This is a genomic window from Kitasatospora sp. NPDC127121 (assembly GCF_042677305.1).
Lineage (GTDB): Bacteria > Actinomycetota > Actinomycetes > Streptomycetales > Streptomycetaceae > Kitasatospora.
Genome location: NZ_JBHXTQ010000089.1, coordinates 1 through 17,594 on the forward strand (window position 1 = coordinate 1; position 17,594 = coordinate 17,594).

A 17,594-nucleotide genomic window follows, 5' to 3' on the forward strand; every position below is an offset into this window, starting at 1 on the left:
CCGGGGAACGGTGCGGCAGCGGGCCCTTGTCGCCGAGCCGGCGGGGATCAGGCGGCCACCGGGGCCGCCTTGTCCGCCTGCGCCGGGACGACGGCCGACGGCGCGTCCTCGTACAGGTCGCCGGAGGGGCGGTTGTAGGCGGCGACGTCGAGGATCTTCTCCCGCGAGGCCACCAGGACCGGCACCAGCACCTGGCCCGCGACGTTGGTCGCGGTGCGCATCATGTCGAGGATCGGGTCGATGGCGAGCAGCAGGCCGACGCCCTCCAGGGGCAGGCCCAGGGTGGAGAGGGTGAGCGTCAGCATGATGATCGCGCCGGTGAGGCCCGCGGTGGCGGCCGAGCCGACGACCGAGACGAAGGCGATCAGCAGGTAGTCCCGGATGCCGAGGTCGATGTTGTAGACCTGGGCGACGAAGATCGCGGCGATCGCCGGGTAGATCGAGGCGCAGCCGTCCATCTTGGTGGTGGCGCCGAACGGCACGGAGAAGGACGCGTACTCGCTGGGGACGCCGAGGCGCTCGGTGACGCGGCGGGTGACCGGCAGGGTGCCGACCGAGGAGCGCGAGACGAAGGCCAGCTGGATCGCGGGCCAGGCGCCCTTGAAGAAGTTGACCGGGTTCAGGCCGGCGGCGAACTTGAGCAGCAGCGAGTAGACGACGAACAGCACCAGCGCGCAGCCGACGTAGATGTCGAGGGTCAGCGTGGCGAAGGGCTTGAGCAGGTCCCAGCCGTACTTGGCGACGGACTTGCCGATCAGGCCGAGGGTGCCGAGCGGGGAGAGCCGGATGACCCACCACAGGGCGGTCTGGGTCAGCTCCAGGACGGACTCGCTGAGCTTGAGGACCGGCTCGGCCTTGCTGCCGAGCTTGATGATCGCCGCGCCGACCACGACCGCCATGAAGACGATCTGCAGGACGTTCACCTTGGCGAAGGCGTCGACGATGTTGGTCGGGAAGATCCCGGTCAGGAAGTCGATCCAGGAGCCCTTGGAGTCGAGCGCCTTGAGGCCGTCGGTCTTGAGGTTGGTGCCCTGGCCGGGGTTGGTCAGCAGGCCCAGGCCCAGGCCGACGGCCACCGCGATCAGCGAGGTGATCATGAACCAGAGCAGCGTGCGGGTCGCCAGGCGGGCCGCGTTGGTGACGTTGCGCAGGTTGGCGACGCTCACCACGATCGCGGTGAACACCAGCGGCGGGACGGCCAGCTTGAGCAGCTGGACGAAGATCTTGCCGATGGTCTCCAGGGTGGTGGCCAGCCAGGAGATGTCGGCGGCGCGGGCCAGGTAGCCCAGGCCGACGCCGAGCAGCAGGCCGCCGACGATCTGGACCCAGAACGGGGTCTTGCGGATTCTCGCGAGCACGGACGGCGACGGGGTCGCCTCGGGCGCTGTGGACATGACGGTGCGGCTCCGGGGGAGGGCGTTGCTGACGGTGGGGTGTGGCGGAGGAGGCGGCACGGCGCGCGGGCCGGGTGGGGAGGTCCCGGCCCCCGGTCAGGGGCGTGCCGCCGGGATACAGCTCGTGGCGCGACAACGGCGCGGGCTGTCCACAGCACCGGTCAGAGCGCACCGGCGGGCGGCGCCGGGCAGCGAGCCCTGGCCGTTCTTCCGCGATGCGTCTGAGGTGGTCATGGCCGACACATTAGCAGCAAAGGTTTGAGATGTTCAAAGTAGTTGTTTGAGGTTGGAGTGAGATCCGGACACGAACGAAGCTGACGCACCATCAGATCGTCCTCACCGGCCCGATTGACCGCTGAGCGGTTATACGTATAACTTTGACGGCGTCCCCGCCCTCGCCTGCCCAGACCGGAGAAGACGCCGATGGGCTACCTCGCCCTGCTCCGCGCCCCCCACGTCAGCCGCCTGCTCCTCGGCACCCTGCTCGGCCGCCTGCCCGCCGGCATGACCGCCCTGGTGATCGCCCTCGCCCTGCGCGAGGCCGGCGCGCCGTACGGGCGGATCGGACTGGCCACCGCCGCCTACGCGATCTCCGCCGCCGTCGGCGGGCCGGTGCTCGGGCGGATCGTGGACCGCACCGGGCAGCCCCGCGTCCTGCTCGCCTCCGCCGTGCTCGCCGGCGGCGGGTACGCGCTGCTCGCCCTCGCCCCCGGCTCCGGGATCGCCGCCCCGCTCGGCGCCGCGATCGCCGGGCTCGCCATGCCCCCGCTCGAACCCTGCCTGCGCTCGCTCTGGCCGGACGTGGTGGAGGAGGAGCAGCTCGACACCGCCTACGCCTTCGACTCCGCCTCCCAGCAGATCCTCTACGTGGCCGGCCCGCTGGCCGTCGCCGGGATCGCCGGCCTGTTCAGCCCGGTCGCCGCACTCTGGATGGCCGCCGGACTGGGGCTGGCCGGCGCGCTGATCGTGGCCACCACCGCCCCGGCCCAGGCCTGGCGCGCCCCGGCCCGCGCACACTCCGCCGGGCTGCTCGGCCCGCTGCGCTCCCCCGGCCTGGTGCTGCTGCTGGTCGGACTGGCCGGGGCCGGCTGGGCGGTCGGCGCGCAGAACGTGCTGTTCATCGCCTACGCCGAGCACCACGCCGACGCCCTGCCCGGCGGCGCGGGCACCCTGCTGGCGCTGGCGGCGCTCGGCGGCCTGCTCGGCGCGCTCGCCTACGGCGCGGTGAAGTGGCGCAGCAGCACGGCCACCCGCACCTGGGTCATGGCGCTCGCGATGGCCGCGTCCTACCTGCCGCTGGTGCTGCTGCCCGGGCCGTACCCGATGGCCGCGCTGGCCTTCCTCTCCGGGATCGGGCTGGCGCCGCTGCTGGCGGCGGCGTTCGTGCTGGTCGCCGAGCTGGCGCCGACCGGGACGGTGACCGAGGCGTTCGCCTGGCTGGTGACGCTGTTCGCGACGGGCAACTCGCTCGGCTACGCGGTGTCCGGCAACCTGGCCGAGGACTCGCTGCGGCCGGTGGCGCTGTGCGCGGCGGGCGGGATCGCGCTCGGCGCCCTGCTGCTGTTCGGCGCCCGCCGCTGGTTCCACCCGGTGCCGCCGGCGCCGTCGGTGCAGCCTGTGCAGCCGGTGCCGGTGGGCTGAGGCCCCCCACAGACGACCGCGCCCACCGGGGTCTGGCCGGCGGGCGCGGTCTTTCGTTCTCCCCTACTACTACCTACTGCTTCGCGCCCCGCCCCGGCCCGCCGACCGCCGGCGCGGTGGAGGAGCGCAGCACCAGCGAGGTGGCCAGCGGCAGGACGGGCGCCGCCCGCTCGCCGCGCAGCAGGCCCGCCAGCGCCGCCGCGCCGACCCGGCCCAGCTCCTCGCCGGGCAGGTCGACGGTGGTCAGCGGCGGGGCCAGCAGCGCGGCCACCGCGACGTTGTCCATGCCGACCACCGACAGGTCGGCCGGCACCCTCAGCCCCAGCTCGGCGGCGGCCTGGTACACCCCGGAGGCGACCACGTCGTCGTCGCAGATCACCGCGCGCGGGCGGTCCGGGCGCTCCAGCAGGCGGTGCGCCACGCTCCGCGCAGCCGGCTGGCCCTCGTTCAGGCTCACGCCCAACTCCACGACCTCCAGGTCGAGTTCGGCGGCGACCTGCTCGAACGCGGCCTGCCGCACCCGGAACGTGTACGCGGAGTGGGTGGAGCGCAGCCGCCCGATCCGGCGGTGGCCGAGCCCGGCCAGGTGCTCGACGGCGGCGCGCATCCCGCCCGCCACGTCGAGTTCGACGGTCGGCCGGGCCCGGTCGGTGCCCGGGTCGGCGTCGAGGAAGACGACGGGGGTGTCGGCGGGCAGCTCGCCGAGCTGGCTGTCGTCCGGGGAGCAGATCAGCAGGCCGTCGAAGCGGCTGGTGGTGGCGGCCTCGGCGAGGGTGGCGCTCCCCCAGCCGGAACTGACCACGACCGCCAGGCCGTGCCGGCCGGCCTCCTCGTGGACGCCCTCCAGCACCCGGCCGAAGAACGGGCCGAGGATGTTCGGCACCGCCAGCAGGATCATCCCGCTACGGCCGAGCCGCAGCTGCCGGCCGGCCGCCTGCGGGCGGTAGCCGAGGCTGCGGGCGGCCTCCCGGACCCGCTCCCGGGTGGCGTCGGAGACCCGGCGGCCGGCCTCCGCACCGGAGAAGACCAGTGAGACGGTGGCTTGGGAGACCCCGGCGAGCCTGGCCACGTCCCGGCCGGTGGGCCGACGCACCGGGGCCGGCCAGGTCCCGGCCTCCGCCTCGACGGGCGCCGCCTCGACGGACGACCCCTCGACGGCCGACCCGCGCAACGCGGACGGCCCGGACGGCGGGTCGGCCGGTCCGGGCTCGGAAGCCGCAGAAGCGGGGTCGGGGTCGGAAGCGGAGGCGTCCGGGGCGGCGGAGTCGGGCACGGCGGCTGCGGTCGCGGGTCCGGCCGGGGTCAGCTCTGCCGGACGGCGGCCGTCCGGGCCGCCTCGTCGACGGCGTCCTCCTCGGCGTTCTGCGCGGCGATCCGCTCGGCGGTGCGGCTGCGCAGGCCGGAGACCTTGGTGGTGATCTGGGCGGACATGTCGTCGCGCTGACGGCTCAGCAGCACGTAGCTGAGCGGCGCGGACGCGATCGCGGCCAGCAGGAACAGGAAGATCACGCCGGCCTGGCCGCTGACCGGGATGATCTTGAAGTGCCCGAGCAGCAGGGCGACCAGCAGGCAGCCGAGGAAGATGCTGACCCGCAGGGAGGTGTAGCGGAGCGTGGCGTGCGACTTCTCCTGGCCGGTGCTGCTCACGGGACACATCCTTTTCACTGGTCTGGCTTTTCACTGGTCTGGGCGGGGGCCGGTCTCCCAGTGAAGCATGCCTGACGGGCGGCGAGGGGAAGGGGGCGCCCGTCCCCCGCCCGCCGCCGCCCGACCGGACCCGCCGCTCAGCGCAGGTCGAGCCAGAGGGTGATGTCGTCGCGGTCGTCCCCGGGGGCGACCCGGATCGCGGCCGGCACCCGGCCGACCTCCCGGTAGCCGCAGCGGGTGTAGAAGCGCTCCAGGCCCTGGCCGCCGCGCGCGGTCAGCCGCAGGCTCTCCAGGCCCCACTCCCGCGCTATCCGCTCGGCCTCGGCGAGCAGCCGGGCACCGTAGCCGCGGCCCTGGCAGTCGGGGTGCACCATGACCCGCTTGAGCATCCGCCAGTGCTCCATCAGGTCGAAGCGCATCGACTCGAAGAAGAGGACACCGACCAGCCGGCCGGTGTCACTCTCGTGGGCGACCAGCAGCCGGTCCGGGCCGTCCGGCTCGACCCCGGCGAACTGGTGGTCGGCGGTGTCCCAGACCTCGTCCTCCGTCACCGGCGCCACGAAGCCGACCGCGCCGCCGGCGTTGGTGACGTCGGCCCACAGTCGGACGACGGCGGTGCGCAGGTCCGGGTCGAGCTTCGGGTCCAGGGTGAAGGTGAGCGCCATGGTCGCGGAGCCTAGCCGTCCGGTCCGACAGGCCCCCGGCCCGCCCTACGAGAGGGCCGGGACGGGGCGGTCCGGCCGGCTGGTGCGCAGCGCCAGGCAGAGCCCGACGGCGACCACGCACAGGGCGCCGGCGCCGTACCAGGTGAGGTCGTAGTTCCCGAGCGCGTCGCGGGCCAGGCCCGCCAGCCCGGCGACGACGGCCGCGCCGATCTGGTGGCTGGCCAGCACCCAGCCGAAGACGATCGGGGCGTCCCCGCCGAAGTGCCGGCGGCACAGCGCGACGGTCGGCGGCACGGTGGCCACCCAGTCCAGGCCGTAGAAGATGACGAAGGCCAGGATCGGCGGTTGCAGCGAGCCGGCCAGCAGCTGCGGCAGCAGGAGCAGCGAGATCCCGCGCAGCCCGTAGTAGGTGACCAGCAGGATCCGGGAGTCGACCCGGTCGGTGAGCCAGCCGCTGAAGATGGTGCCGACCACGTCGAAGACGCCGATCATGGCGAGCAGGCCGGCCGCGGTGGTCACCGGCATGCCGTGGTCGTGGGCGGCCGGGATGAAGTGGGTGCCGACCAGGCCGGCGGTGGTGGCGCCGCAGATCGCGAAGGAGCCGGACAGCAGCCAGAACGCCCGGCTCCGGGCGGCGTCCCGCAGCACCCGCAGCGAGCGGGTCAGGGCGCGGCCGTCGGCGGCGGGCGCCGGGGGCTCCTCGGTCGCCCCGTACGGGAGCAGGCCGAGGTCGGCGGGCCGCTCGCGCATCAGCAGCAGGACGGGGACGGCGACCGCGCTGGCCGCGAGCGAGACCACGATCACCGCCGAGCGCCAGCCGTGGTGCTCGACCAGCCAGGCGCCGACCGGCAGGAACACCAGGTTTCCCGCTGCCCCGGCGGCGGTCAGCACGCCGGTGACCAGGCCCTGGCGGGCCTGGAACCAGCGGCCGGTGATGGTGGTGGCGAAGGCGCCGGCCATCGAGCCGCTGCCCAGGCCCACCAGCACGCCCCAGCAGAGCACCAGTTGCCAGGGCTCGCGCATCAGCATGGTGAGCCCGGAGCCGACCGAGATGGTCAGCAGCGCGCAGACCACCACCAGGCGCACGCCGAAACGGTCCATCAGGGCGGCGGCGAAGGGGGCGGTGAGGCCGTAGAGGGTCAGGTTGACGGAGGTGGCGCTGGATATCGTCCCGAGCGACCAGCCGAACTCGTTGTGCAGGGCGTCCATCATCAGGCTGGGCGTGGACCGGAAGCCGGCCGAGCCGAGCAGGACCAGCAGCGAGACACCGGCCACCACCCAGGCGTAGTGCACCCGGAAGCGGGTCGGACGGGCGGGGCGGACGGGTCCTTCGGGGGCGGGCGCGGGGGCGGGGGCGAAGGCGTTGCGTTCGGTCACGCGGACGAGTGTCCCGAAGCGGCGCGGCCGCGACGAGTGGCCTGAATGACAGCTTTCGCAAGAATCGGGCCACGGTCCCGGCATACCCTGGCCCGAACCGGCCGGACTGGCCCGAACCGAACCAAACCAACCGAACCAACCGACCGACCCGACCGACCCGACCGGTCCGGGCGGCCGCACCACCGAAGGGGAACGGCATGGCCCACCTGGTCGCGGTACTCGCCCTCGACGGCGTGATCGCCTTCGAACTCGGCATCCCCGCCCGCATCTTCGGCGGCGCCAAGGACCCGGCCGGGCGGCCGCTCTACGAGGTCGCCACCTGCACGCTGGACGGCCGGCCGATCGCCACCAGCGCGGACTTCCGGATCAGCGTCGACCACGGGCCCGAACTGCTGGAGCGGGCCGACACGGTGGTGATCCCGGCCTCCGCCGACGCGAGCACGGCCACCGTCGACGCCGCCTTCACCCCCGAACTGGCCGCCGCGCTGGGCCGGATCCGGCCCGGCACCCGGCTGATGTCGATCTGCACCGGGTCCTTCCTGCTGGCCGCCGCCGGGCTGCTGGACGGCCGCCCGGCCACCACCCACTGGCGCTACACCCGGCGCTTCGCCGAGCTGTACCCGAAGGTGCGGCTGGACCCGGACGTGCTCTACACCGACGACGGCGACGTCCTCACCTCCGGCGGGGTGGCCGCCGGGGTGGACCTGTGCCTGCACGTGGTCCGCCGCGACCACGGCAGCGCGGTGGCCAACGCGGTGGCCCGCAACTGCCTGGTGCCGCCGTGGCGCGAGGGTGGCCAGAAGCAGTACGTCGAGGCCCCGAGCCCGGTGGACTCCACCGGCCAGGGCACCGCCGCCGTCCGCGCCTGGGCGCTGGAACACCTGGACCAGCCGCTGGCGCTGAGCCGGCTCGCCGACCGGGCGGGCATGAGCCTGCGGACCTTCACCCGGCGCTTCCACGAGGAGACCGGCGCCAGCCCCGGGCAGTGGCTCACCGTGCAGCGCACCGAGCGGGCCCGGCAGCTGCTGGAGCGCACGGACCTGACGATCGACCAGGTCGCCCGGGAGTCCGGTTTCGGCACCGCCGCCTCGCTCCGGCTGCAACTGCGCGGCCGGCTGGACGTCGCCCCGAGCGCCTACCGGCGAACCTTCCGCGCCGTCCCCGGGTGACCCCGGGCGGCTTCAGGTGCCCTGGACGGCTCTCGGCCGAGTGGCCGGAAAGCGCCGCCGGACGACGGCGGATCGGACGGCGGCCGGCCGCGTGCACCCCGAGCACGGCGCGGCCGGCCACCATCCAATCGCGACGCGCGGGCCCTGAACCCGCGCCGCACCCTCCGCACTCGCCAAGGAGCGCCCGCGACCGGCGGTCCACGGCCCCCCTGCTGGCGTGGTCCCCCTGGACAACAGCACCGCGGCGGCGTTCGGGCGTCCCCTCGGCGTCCCCTCACTGACGGAGAGCCGCACCCAAGCGTGATCAGTCGGATACGTCACGTCAATGGGTAGTCCGAAATTCGGAATGGTTGCGTCAACTTTCGGCCGGTGATCTCCGCCAGTGATCTCCGCCGACGATCACCGGCGGGAACGGCAGCGAACCGAGCAGGCCCCGGGCTGCCGCTGCCGCTACTGCGCCAACGCCGCCCAGTCCACGCCCGCCAGCGGGTCCGCCGGCCGGGCGTCCGCGCCGATCTCGCACCACACCCGCTTGCCCGAGCCGTCCGGGAACCAGCCCCAGCGCTCGCAGAGCAGCTCGACCAGCTCCAGGCCGCGCCCGTTGGTGGCGTTCTCGTCCGCCCCGGCGTGCCGTGGGGCGGGGGCCGTCCGGCTGGCGTCGGCGACCTCCACCCGCAGCGGACCGGCCGGCTCACCGCCCGCCTGGTCCTCCTCCACCGGCAGGCAGAGCCGCAGCACCGCCGGACACCCGGTGTGCACCACCGCGTTGGTCACCAACTCGGAGACCACCAGCACCACCGTCTCGGCGACCGGCGCGTCCGGGTCCACCCCATGGTTCAGCAGCCGCGAGCGCACCCACCGACGGGCCCGGCCGACCTCGGCCGGGTCCGCCTGCACCGCCAGCTGTACCTGAAGAACCTGCACCGCTCCACCACCCGCACTCGCAGTTCGGCCATCGTCCCGATCGGGCCGGATCGTCCAGCCGGCGAACCCTCGCACATCGCCCGGTGCCACCCGGGCCCTCGGCCGGGCTCCCGCCCGGCGCTCACCCGAGCTGTCCCGTCCGGGCCAACTCGTCCGGGCCAACTCGTCCGTCGCGCACTGGCCGCGACTCGATTACGCCTCAGGATGAGTGGGCGGACGGACCTCGGCAAGCGCTTCGGGCATATTCCAGCGATCGGGGGACAGCGCAGTGCATACTGTCCCGTTCACTCTCGCGAGCCTCGTACCGGCACTCGTCCGGCCCGGGCCGACCCGCCGGTCCCGCAGTGGCGAACCTACCTCCGGACGCCCCGCGCACCCGGCCCGCCACTCGCGAACCACCCGTGCGACATATGTCCAACGGCCTTCGAACAGCGGCCTCCACGGACCGCCCCGCGCACGGGCCACCGGTACGAGCGACGACCGGGCGACGGGCCGGGTGACGATCCGGATGACGGCCCGGGTGACGATCCGCAGGCCCGGGTTCCGTTCTTCGGGGAATGCTCCCGCCGCCGACCGGCCGCAAGATACCGTTGGGTACGCCAGCGAAACCCGGGCAGGAGGGTGGTTCCCGATGGCCACCCCCGACCGCGCGCCGCGCTGGGACGAGCAGCTCCAACGCCGCCTCGCCCGCGGCGAGGAGACCGCGCTCGGCGAGATCTACGACCAGCTCGCGCCGATGGTGCACGGACTGGCCGGGCGGATACTCGCCGACCAGGCCGCCGCCGTCCAGCTCACCCGGGAGATATTCGCCCACGTCTGGGAGCACCCCGAGGACTTCGACCCCGCCCAGGGCTCGCTGCGCTCCTGGCTCGGCGCGCTCACCCACCGCCGTGCGGTCGACCGGCTGCGGGCGCGGCGGGCCGCCGAGCGGGTACCGGGCGGCCCGGGCAGCGGACTTGACGGCCCGGGCGGCGGCGAGGGCGCGGCCGAGGCGGAGATCCGCGCCGTGGCCACCGCCGCGCGCATGCAGTACGTGGTGGACTCCCTGCCCCAATCCCTGCGTGAGACCATCGCGGTGACGTACTACGACGGCCGCACCTACCAGGAGACGGCCCGGCTGCTCGGCATCAGCGAGCAGGCCGCCAAGCAGCGGATGCGGCTCGGCCTGGAACTGCTGGCCACCGAACTGGCCGAGGAGCGCGCCCGCCACGACGAGCGGCACGGCCGCGAGGACGGCCGGGCCGACGACCGGGACCACCGGGACGACGCGGGCGACAGGGACGACGGGGACAGGGGCGCATGAGCGAGCGGAGCGAGCCCACCACCGAGGAGCGCCACGACGCCCTGCGCTCGCTGCTCGGCGCCTGGGCCCTCGGCGCCTGCCCGAACCGTGACGCCGCCGAGCTGGAGCAGCACCTGCGCACCTGCCCGGAGTGCGCCGAAGAGGCCGCCCGGCTGCGTGAGGCGGCGGGGTGGCTCGCCCTGGACGAGCCGCTCGACCAGCCCAACTCGCTGCGCCAGCAGGTGCTCGACTGGTGCCTGGCCCGCCGCCCGGCCGAACTGCCCGTCCCCGCCTGGGGCATGCCGTACACCGCTGAGACGGCCAAGCTCGACGCGCTGCTGCGCGACCTCGGCCCGGAGGAGTGGCAGGAGGTGGCCGACCTGCCGTGGCACGGCGGCACCGGGCGGCTGCGTCCGGCCGAGGTGCTGTGCCATCTCGCCGCCGTGGACGGCTATCTGGCGCTCGCCCTCGGCCTGCCCGACCCGGTGCCGGCCGGCCCGGGCCCCACGCCGGCCCCGGCCGCCCGGCGGGTGCCGCCGCAGGAGCCGCCCGCGCGGCCGCCGGCGCCCCTGCTCCTGCCCCGGGTCCCGCTGCAGGGCGGGCCGTACGCCGGGATCGCCGAGCGCACCGCCCGGCTGGTCGCCGACCGGGCCGGCCTCCCGCCGCAGTCGGTGCGGGAGCGGTGGCGGCGGCAGACCCACGACCTGGTGCGCACCGCCGCGCTCGCCCCGCGGGGCAACATCCCCGTCGACTACGGCTTCGCCGTGCTGCCGCTGCGCGACGCCTTCGTGGACCGCGCCTTCGAGTGCTACGTGCACGGCGAGGACGTGGCCCGCGCGGTCGCCTACCCGTACGACCCGCCGGCGCCCCAGCACCTGCGGCAGATGGTGGACCTGGCGGTCCGGATGGTCCCGCGGGCACTGGCCGATCTGCGTGCCGCCCGCGCCACCCGTCCCGAGCCCGCCGGGGCGCCGGACCTCCCGCCCATGGCGGGCCAGGGCCACGGCCGGGGCCGGCGGCTGCGGCTGGTGATCGACGGTCCGGCGGCCGGCGAGTGGCTGATACCGCTGGACGGGCCGGAGTCGGGGCCGTCCGGCGGCGAGCCGGTGGCCTCGATGGTGCTGGACGGCCTGGAGCTCTGCCAGTTGGCCGCCGCGCACCGCGATCCGGACCGGCTGCCCGTCGGCGAGCACGGCGACCGGGCCGCGATCCGCGAGGTGCTGCACGCCCTGCCACTGCTGTCGCGGCCGTAAACGGCCACAGCCGCGCCGACCGTCCCAACTGCGCGCCCCGACCTCGCTACGCGAAGACCACCGTGCGGGTGCCGTTCAGCAGCACCCGGTGCTCGCTGTGCCACTTCACCGCACGGGCCAGCGCCTGGCACTCGACGTCCCGGCCGAGCGCGACCAGCTGGTCCGGGGTGACGTCGTGGGTCACCCGGGCCACCTCCTGCTCGATGATCGGGCCCTCGTCGAGGTCGGCGGTGACGTAGTGCGCGGTGGCGCCGATCAGCTTCACGCCCCGGGCGTGCGCCTGGTGGTAGGGCTTGGCGCCCTTGAAGCTCGGCAGGAAGGAGTGGTGGATGTTGATCACCCGGCCGGACAGCGCGGTGCACAGCTGGTCCGAGAGCACCTGCATGTAGCGGGCCAGCACGACCAGTTCGACGTCCTCCTTGGCGACCAGGTCCAGCAGCTGCTGCTCGGCGTCGGCCTTGGTGTCCCGGGTGACCGGGATGTGGTGGAACGGGACGCCGTAGCTCTCGGTCAGGTCGCGCAGGTCGGTGTGGTTGGACACCACCGCGGCGATCTCCACCGGCAGGGCGCCGATCCGGGTGCGGTAGAGCAGGTCGTTCAGGCAGTGCCCGAACTTGCTGACCATGAGGACGATCCGCATCCGCTGCTCGGTCGGGTGGATCTGCCAGTCCATCCCGAACGAGGCCCCGATCGCCGCGAAGCTGGCCCGCAGCTTGTCGGCGGTGACCGGCTCGGCGGCGGAGAAGTGCACCCGCATGAAGAACAGCCCGCTGTCCCCGTCGCCGAACTGCTGGCTGTCGATGATGTTGCAGCCGGTCATGAAGAGGTAGCTGGAGACGGCGTGGACGATGCCCTGCTTGTCGGGGCAGGACAGCGTGAGGACGTACTGGGCGCTGGCCGGCTGCTGGTCCACTGGGGGTATCCCGTCCTGAGGTCGTGGCGTTCGTGGGTGGTCCAGCGTGTCACATCCTGGACAGTCGCCGCCCCGCTGCCCGTACTGCGGGACGGCACTGCTCAGCGGCCCGACCGAAAGCCCGACCAGGCACCCGGTTAGGCCGCCGACCAGGCGCCCGGCCGGCGGCCCCGCCGTGGACCCGAACTCAGACCCAGGCTCAGACCCGGGTGAGGATGCGCAGCACGTCCAGCGACTTGGGCGCCGCGTCCGGGTCGTCCCCGTCGTTCACCGCCAGCGCGACGTGCGCCTCGCGCGCGGCCCGGACCGCCTCCGGCCAGCCGGGGTGGCCGAAGTAGGCGGAGGCGTGGGCGTCCGCGCCGACCTCGTGCAGCAGCTGGACCACGCGCAGCACCGCGACGTCGACCAGGGCGGCCTCGGCGGAGTCGCGGAAGATCGTGCCCACGTACTTCTCGGCCGACCAGTGGTCCAGCCAGGTGTCCTCGACCAGCCGGTAGACGGCGTCGGTCACGTCGCCGTACCCCTCCCGGCCGTTCAGCCAGGTCTCCTGCTGGAAACCGGGGTCGGACAACATGTGCAGCGCCGAGCGCAGTCGGGCTCGCCAGCGCCACCAGGGCAGGTCGTTGAGCGGCATGCCGTTCATCGTGCTGGAGCGGTGGCCCGGACGAGAAGTGTTTCGGGCAGACCGATGCGAAGAATCTGTGCTGGCGGACATGGAGAACGATCGTACGTTCCCTGTCCGTTCGTACTCCACTCCCGATCTACACGCGTGCCCCGCCGGATTTCAGCTCCCGTTATCCGACCGTTCGCACTTCGGCCCTCTCGGCGTGTGGCGCCGGGGCTTGGCTTGCTCCGGTGCGCCGGATGGCGCCCCAGAGAGGGAAGACCGATGACCAGCCGAAGGGACCCGTTCCAACCCCGGCACCAGTTCGCGCGGCGCCGCCGCCGCCCGATCGCCGCAGCCGCCACCGCCGCGGCCCTGCTCCCCACCCTCTTCTCGGCCTCCGCGTGCGGCGGACCGGCCGATGCCTCCACCAACGGCGGCGACCTCACCGTGATGACCTGGTCCCCGTCCGGCACCGGCTCCGCCGACCGGCCCGGCATGACCGCGCTCGCCGAGGCGATCGGCCGGGACGTCAACCTCAAGGGCGGGCTGAACGGCCGCCGGCTGCAGGTGCTCACCTGCAACGAGCACAACACCTCCGAAGGCGCCAAGGCCTGCGCCCAGCGGGCGGTGGACGCCAAGGCGGTCGCCGTGATCGGCTCCTACAGCCAGTACGGCTTCGACTTCATGCCCGTCCTGGAGCGCGCCGGCATCCCCCTGATCGGCGGCTACGGGCTCTCCCAGCCCGAGTTCAGCAGCCCGCTCTCGTACCCGGTGGACGGCGGCATGCCCGCGCTGATCGGCGGCAGCGGCCGTCAGCTGGTCGAGGCCGGCTGCAAGGCCGTCGCGCTGGTCCGCCCGGACACCCCGTCCGGCGACAACCTGCTCGGCTACCTGGCCAACGCGCTCAAGCCGGCCGGCATCAAGCTGCTCGACGTCAAGGCGCCCGAGCAGTCCACCGACTACACGGCGGTGGCCCGCAAGGCGATCGGCAAGGACGAACCGGCGAACTGCGTCACCAGCGCCCTCGCCGCCGAGCCGACCGGCAACCTGCTGGACTCCTACCGCCGGCTGAACCCGAGGAACACCCGGTTCGCCTCGGTGATCGGCAGCGTGCAGCAGTCGGTGGTCGACTCCACCGGCGGCGACTCCGGCCCGCTGGCCGGCACCTACGTCACCAGCTGGTACCCGCCGGAGTCGGCGAAGGTCTGGGACGGGCTGCGCGCGGTGGTGCGCGCCGACGCCACCGGCGGCCACACCATCGACGTCTCCGATCCCGGCGTGCAGACCACCTGGGTCGCGTACGAGGTGTTCCGGCTGGTCGCCGAGAAGGTCGCGGCGTCCGGCCGGCAGGTCACCGAGAAGACCGTCACCGGGCTGCTGGACAGCGGCGAGGGCATCGACGTCGGGCTCACCCCGCCGCTGAACTGGGGCACCCCCAACATGCTGCCCAGCACCGAGTCACCGCGGCTGGTGAACACCTGGGTCACCTACCAGGTGGTCAAGGGTGGCCGGATGACCCTGCAGCAGCCGGGCTTCGTGGACATCCGCTGGGTGCTCACCGGGGGCCGCCCACCGGCGTGACGCCCGGGCGACGCAGAACGGACGACGCAGGAGCAATGACGAAGGACGGACGACGAAGGGGCGGGCCGGCGGGCCCGTTCCCCCGTCGTCCTACAGGTCGCCGTCGCTGCGGCTGGGCAGGCCGGTCTGGGTGGCGATCGCGTTCCACAGGGTCGAGGCCTGCTTCTTCGCGGTGGTCGCCGCGCCGCTGGCCTGGACGGCGTTCTTGTAGTGCTGGTTGTCCAGCTTCTTGGGGTCGCAGGCGCCCTGCGAGTCCCCGGCCCAGGCCGCGTACTCGTCGTCGGCCTGCGCGGAGGCGGTCCACGCCGCGTTGAGCTGCTCGACCAGCTGCTGGCCGCCGGGCAGCTTGTCCGCCTTCAGCTGGCCGAGCTTGGTCTGGAGTTCGCGCCGCTTGCCGGCCGCGCCGGTGAGCGCTTGCTGCGACTCGGGCAGCTTGTCGCACTTCTGCACCGAGGCGACCGCGCCGACCACCGCCGAGCGGCTGTCGCTCGCGGTGCCGAGCAGGTCCGACAGCGGCTGCGCCTGGGCCTTGACCGCCGGGTCGACGGTGGTGCCCGAGCTGCTCGCGCTCGCCGTGCCGGGGGTGGCGCTGCCGGTGGCGGCCACCGGCAGGGTCTTCTTGGCGTCGGCGGCGGGGGTGGTTTCGTCCCCGTTCACCAGGACGGCGACCAGGATGCCGGCCGCCGCGAAACCGGCCACCACCCCGCCGATGATCAGCTTGTTGGACGGGCGGCCGCCACGGGCGGCCGGGGCCTGCGCGCCCGCCTGGGTGGCGTCGAAGCCCTGCCCGTGGTCCTGTCCGTAGCCCTGCCCCTGCCCGTGGTCCTGGGCGTAGCCCTGGCCGTAGTTCTGCCCGTAGTCCTGACCGGGGTAAGCCGGCGCCGGCTGCGGCTGCCCGGCCTGCGCGTAGCCCTGGTAGCCGCCCGGGCCGGGCTGCTGCGGGTAGCCGGCCTGGGACTGGCCCGTGGGGTAGCCGCCCGCGTGCGGGTCCGCGCCCGGGTAGGGCGGGAGGTGCTGCGTCTCCGGCGCCGGCTCGTGCTGCGGGACGCCGTAACCGGGCTGCGGAGCACCGGCCCACGGGGCGGGCTGGGCCGGCATGGCCTGGGTCGGCCGCGCGTGCCCGCCCTCGCCGAGGTACTCCGGCTGCCCGGACGGCTGCCCCACCGGCGGCACGCCCGTCTGCCCCTGCGGGTGGCCCTGGGGATGACCCTGCGGCTGGCCCGGCACGCCGCCCTGGGTCTGGCCGGGCTCGGGGCGGAACAGGTCGTCCAGGTTGAAGTCACCCGAGTTGGGGTACGAGCGGCGCTGGCTCAACGCGATTCCTCACCTGTGCACGACCGCGCGCTGACGGCGGACCACATCTCGTCGGTTCTTGGGGGCATCACAGTTCCTTGGACGTCGCGCCCACGCTACCGGTTCGCCGAACCGGGTGGCCACGCGGGCGGGACATCCCTCACGCTCCCCTCACCCCGCCCCGCCGGGGCCCGGGGCCTTGGACCCGCCCTGGTGCCCCGGGCGCGACACTAGGCGGCCTCCGCATCCGCCCTGGCGTGGAACTCGCGGACCACCCGCTGCTCCCGGTACGGCTCCAGCCGGCGCCGGAACTCGTCCAGGTACTCCACGCCCCGGTTGGACCGCAGCCCGCTCAGCAGCCGGACCGCCTGCGCGCCCGTCTCACAGGCGCGTTCGAGGTCCCGCTGCTGCAACTGGGCGGTGGCGAGCAGGACGAGGTCCACCGCGCGGCGGCGGACCCGGGTCGGCGGGTGCAGGTCGAGCGCCCGGCGGGCGTAGTGCTCGGCCTGGCCAGCCTGCTCCAAGTCCCGGTGACAGTGGGCCAGTTCGTCCGACAGATAGGCGTCGTCGAAGTGAGCGATCCAGTCCGGGTCGTCCTCCGGGCGGCGCTTCTCCATCATCTCCAGCGCCTTGGCCGACACCGCCTCGCAGGAGCGGGCATCCCCCAGCAGGGCGTGGCCGCGGGCCTCGGCGGCGTAGAACATCGCCATCGCCGTCGGGGTGGCGACCGTCCGGGCGCCCTCCTGCGCGGCGCGGGCGAGCTGGGCGATCTCCCGCGGGTTGCCGAGCGTCGCCGCCAGGTGGCTCATCGACGCCGCCAGCACGTAGCCGCCGTAGCCGCGGTCGTCGGCCGCCTGGGCGAGCCGGAGCGCCTGGATGTAGTAGCGCTGGGCCAGGCCGGGCTGGCCGGTGTCCACCGCCATGTATCCGGCCAGTTCGGTCAACCGGGCCACCGCGGCGAAGAGTTGGCGCCCGGTCTCGTCCCGGTACGCCCCGCCGAGCAGGCTGGAGACCACCGAGTTGAGGTAGTGCACGACCACCGGGCGCACGTGACCGCTGCCGAAGCGGTGGTCCAGGTCGACCAGCATCGCGGTGGTGGCCTTGATCGCGGCCACGTCGGTCGGGCCGACCCGGGGGCCGCCGGTGCGGGCCACCACCGGGTCGGGCGGGGTGATCAGCCAGTCCCGGCTGGGTTCCACCAGCGCGGAGGCGGCGACCGTGGCCCCGGTCAGGAAGTCCCGCCGGCCGACGTCGCTGCGCCAGAGCTCGCAGACCTGCTCCAGGGCGGCGTTCAGGGTCGGCGCGAACTGGAGCCCGATGCCGGAGCTGAGGTTCTTGCCGTCGGCCATGCCGATCTCCTCGACCGACACGCTGCGGCCGAGCTTGCGGCCGAGGGCCTCGGCGATCACGGCCGGCGCCTGCCCGCGCGGCTGCTGCCCGCGCAGCCAGCGGGCGACGGAGGTCTTGTCGTACCGCAGGTCCAGACCGTGCTCGGCGCCGCAGAGGTTGACCCTCCGGGCCAGGCCGGCGTTGGAGCAGCTGGCCTCCTGGATCAGTTGCTGCAGACGCTCGTTGGGCTGTCGTGCGACGAGTGGTCTTGCGGCCATTGGGTTTCGCCTCCCCACACCCTCCGGTCCCGGCCGGCGGGCGACGATTCTGCTGATCTGTTGCCGACTGTCCGACCGTCCAAGGAATCTGACACCAGGTTAGCGATCAGCAACGCCAGCGGGATACCCACGGTGACGATCCGCACCCCCCACGCGCCCTGGGAAATGCTCCTGTGCGCCCCCACTGCGCCTGCCCCCGCCCGCCTCAACTCGGTCGAGTAACCGGTTCGAGTGACATTGC

At 74.0% G+C, this 17,594-nt stretch carries 15 protein-coding genes; 5 read left to right on the forward strand and 10 right to left on the reverse strand.

Annotation, left to right across the window (positions count from 1 at the left end; all coding sequences use genetic code 11):
- Positions 1-47: 47 nt before the first annotated feature.
- Positions 48-1,394, reverse strand: coding sequence for a dicarboxylate/amino acid:cation symporter (locus ACFVHI_RS31600; protein WP_063348158.1), 1,347 nt, complete (start codon positions 1,392-1,394; stop codon positions 48-50).
- A gap of 423 nt (positions 1,395-1,817) precedes the next feature.
- Between ACFVHI_RS31600 and ACFVHI_RS31605 the strand changes: the two genes are divergently transcribed.
- Positions 1,818-3,035: an MFS transporter gene (locus ACFVHI_RS31605; protein WP_063348159.1), complete on the forward strand. Its 1,218-nt coding sequence runs from the start codon at positions 1,818-1,820 to the stop codon at positions 3,033-3,035.
- 73 nt (positions 3,036-3,108) lie between these two features.
- Here ACFVHI_RS31605 and ACFVHI_RS31610 read toward each other — a convergent pair whose 3' ends face one another.
- The 4 genes from ACFVHI_RS31610 to ACFVHI_RS31625 all read right to left on the reverse strand — a co-directional run bounded on the left by ACFVHI_RS31610 (position 3,109) and on the right by ACFVHI_RS31625 (position 6,724).
- Positions 3,109-4,308, reverse strand: coding sequence for a substrate-binding domain-containing protein (locus ACFVHI_RS31610; RefSeq protein ID WP_380345134.1), 1,200 nt, complete (start codon positions 4,306-4,308; stop codon positions 3,109-3,111).
- 29 nt (positions 4,309-4,337) lie between these two features.
- Positions 4,338-4,682 carry a DUF4229 domain-containing protein gene (locus tag ACFVHI_RS31615; protein ID WP_063348160.1) on the reverse strand — a complete coding sequence of 115 codons (345 nt, stop codon included), beginning with the start codon at positions 4,680-4,682 and terminating at the stop codon, positions 4,338-4,340.
- A gap of 137 nt (positions 4,683-4,819) precedes the next feature.
- Positions 4,820-5,347, reverse strand: coding sequence for a GNAT family N-acetyltransferase (locus tag ACFVHI_RS31620; RefSeq protein ID WP_063348161.1), 528 nt, complete (start codon positions 5,345-5,347; stop codon positions 4,820-4,822).
- Between the two features lie 45 nt (positions 5,348-5,392).
- Positions 5,393-6,724, reverse strand: coding sequence for an MFS transporter (locus tag ACFVHI_RS31625; RefSeq protein ID WP_380345137.1), 1,332 nt, complete (start codon positions 6,722-6,724; stop codon positions 5,393-5,395).
- 197 nt (positions 6,725-6,921) lie between these two features.
- Between ACFVHI_RS31625 and ACFVHI_RS31630 the strand changes: the two genes are divergently transcribed.
- On the forward strand, positions 6,922-7,893 hold the full coding sequence (locus tag ACFVHI_RS31630) for a GlxA family transcriptional regulator (protein WP_380345139.1): 972 nt from the start codon (positions 6,922-6,924) through the stop codon (positions 7,891-7,893).
- A 450-nt stretch (positions 7,894-8,343) separates the two neighbouring features.
- Here ACFVHI_RS31630 and ACFVHI_RS31635 read toward each other — a convergent pair whose 3' ends face one another.
- The gene (locus tag ACFVHI_RS31635; protein ID WP_063348164.1) at positions 8,344-8,817 is read right to left on the reverse strand and encodes an ATP-binding protein; all 474 of its coding nucleotides are present in this window, start codon (positions 8,815-8,817) and stop codon (positions 8,344-8,346) included.
- 631 nt (positions 8,818-9,448) lie between these two features.
- On the opposite strand from ACFVHI_RS31635, the gene ACFVHI_RS31640 reads away from it, so the two are divergent.
- Positions 9,449-10,120 carry a sigma-70 family RNA polymerase sigma factor gene (locus tag ACFVHI_RS31640; RefSeq protein WP_380345141.1) on the forward strand — a complete coding sequence of 224 codons (672 nt, stop codon included), beginning with the start codon at positions 9,449-9,451 and terminating at the stop codon, positions 10,118-10,120.
- Positions 10,117-11,352 (forward strand): zf-HC2 domain-containing protein, encoded by a 1,236-nt coding sequence (locus ACFVHI_RS31645; protein WP_380345143.1) that lies wholly within the window; start codon positions 10,117-10,119, stop codon positions 11,350-11,352. Before ACFVHI_RS31640 ends, ACFVHI_RS31645 begins: the two co-directional genes overlap by 4 nt.
- Positions 11,353-11,398: 46 nt before the next feature.
- On the opposite strand, the gene purU is transcribed toward ACFVHI_RS31645, so the two are convergent.
- A complete protein-coding gene (gene purU / locus ACFVHI_RS31650; RefSeq protein ID WP_371517487.1) occupies positions 11,399-12,265 on the reverse strand; it encodes a formyltetrahydrofolate deformylase in 867 nt (288 codons plus the stop codon).
- Positions 12,266-12,464: 199 nt separating this feature from the next.
- On the reverse strand, positions 12,465-12,980 hold the full coding sequence (locus tag ACFVHI_RS31655) for a hypothetical protein (RefSeq protein WP_079135686.1): 516 nt from the start codon (positions 12,978-12,980) through the stop codon (positions 12,465-12,467).
- 174 nt (positions 12,981-13,154) lie between these two features.
- On the opposite strand from ACFVHI_RS31655, the gene ACFVHI_RS31660 reads away from it, so the two are divergent.
- Entirely contained in the window at positions 13,155-14,453 is a 1,299-nt protein-coding gene (locus ACFVHI_RS31660; protein WP_063348169.1) for an ABC transporter substrate-binding protein, read from the forward strand.
- Between the two features lie 90 nt (positions 14,454-14,543).
- On the opposite strand, the gene ACFVHI_RS31665 is transcribed toward ACFVHI_RS31660, so the two are convergent.
- Positions 14,544-15,767 carry a hypothetical protein gene (locus tag ACFVHI_RS31665; RefSeq protein ID WP_380345146.1) on the reverse strand — a complete coding sequence of 408 codons (1,224 nt, stop codon included), beginning with the start codon at positions 15,765-15,767 and terminating at the stop codon, positions 14,544-14,546.
- A 209-nt stretch (positions 15,768-15,976) separates the two neighbouring features.
- Positions 15,977-17,353 carry a hypothetical protein gene (locus tag ACFVHI_RS31670; protein WP_063348171.1) on the reverse strand — a complete coding sequence of 459 codons (1,377 nt, stop codon included), beginning with the start codon at positions 17,351-17,353 and terminating at the stop codon, positions 15,977-15,979.
- Between the last annotated feature and the right edge of the window lie 241 nt (positions 17,354-17,594).